1 protein-coding gene is annotated in these 1,086 nt (G+C 48.9%); it reads right to left on the reverse strand.

What is annotated here, in order from left to right; translation table 11 throughout:
* Window positions 1-82 precede the first annotated feature (82 nt).
* Window positions 83-1,086: hypothetical protein (locus AAH187_RS13295; protein WP_342348946.1), on the reverse strand; the 1,004-nt coding region annotated here is incomplete at its 5' end.

Genomic DNA, 1,086 nt, shown 5'->3' on the forward strand with positions numbered 1-1,086 from the left:
AGTTCTTTCCTATATGTGGTTGGGCGTTGGGATCAGGCCTTGGAAACCACAACTACTGCATCATCTGTTAGACCCTCGTAACCTATACCTTGCCTGCTCCCACTGGAGTTAAGCTTTTCGCGTGAATTTTCTGAATAATTTCATTAAGTGTTTTACCGGCTACCTCATTCGCGACCTGGCACGTGCCTGCATTCCGATGTCCACCACCGCCATACGCGAGGCAGAGCTCGCCGATATTGACTGTTGAACTCCGGTTAACGATCGAACTGCCAATCGCGAACACGGTGTTTTGTTGTTTCAACCCCCACATCACATGGATGGACATATTGCATGCCGGATACAGAGCATAAATCATAAACCGGTTGACGGCATAAATGGTCTCCTCATCACGCAGATCCAACAGGACCAGATTCTCATGGACGGTCGAGCACCGCTGGATCTGTTCCTTCGCCAATTCGGCATGTTTCTGGAAGAGCTGCACCCGCTCTTGGACGTCCGGAAGGGCAATGATTTCATCGATACTGAGGCTGATACATTTCTCGATGAGTTCCATCATCAACTGGTAATTGGAGATTCGAAATTCCTTAAAACGCCCCAGGCCGGTACGGGCATCCATGATAAAATTCATCAAGGCCCAGCCACGAGAGTTCAGGATTTCATTGATCCCGTATTGGGCAGAATCGCCTTTATCCACCGCGTCCATCATCTCATTCCACGCGGCAGGAAAGGTCTTTTCCCCGCCGTAATGCCGATAGACCACCCGCGCAGCCGAAGGGGCGCTCGGATCGATGATATGATTATCTCGCTTACCCTTATTCCGGATGGTCTCACTCAGATGATGATCAAACGCCAGGTGGACCCCCTCCACAAACGGAAGGTTGGTGGTGATATCGTTGGCCGAGATGGCCACCTTGCCATCCTGCATATCTTTTGGATGGACAAACTTGATGTCATCAATAATCCCCATTTTTTTCAGCAGAACTGCACAAACCAGTCCGTCAAAATCACTGCGTGTTACCAATCGAAATTTTTCAGTTTTCTCAGTTTTCATAATTAGTTCCTCAAAGGCGAGCACGATTGATAAGA

This window comes from uncultured Nitrospira sp., from assembly GCA_902500695.1.
Lineage (GTDB): Bacteria > Nitrospirota > Nitrospiria > Nitrospirales > UBA8639 > Nitrospira_E.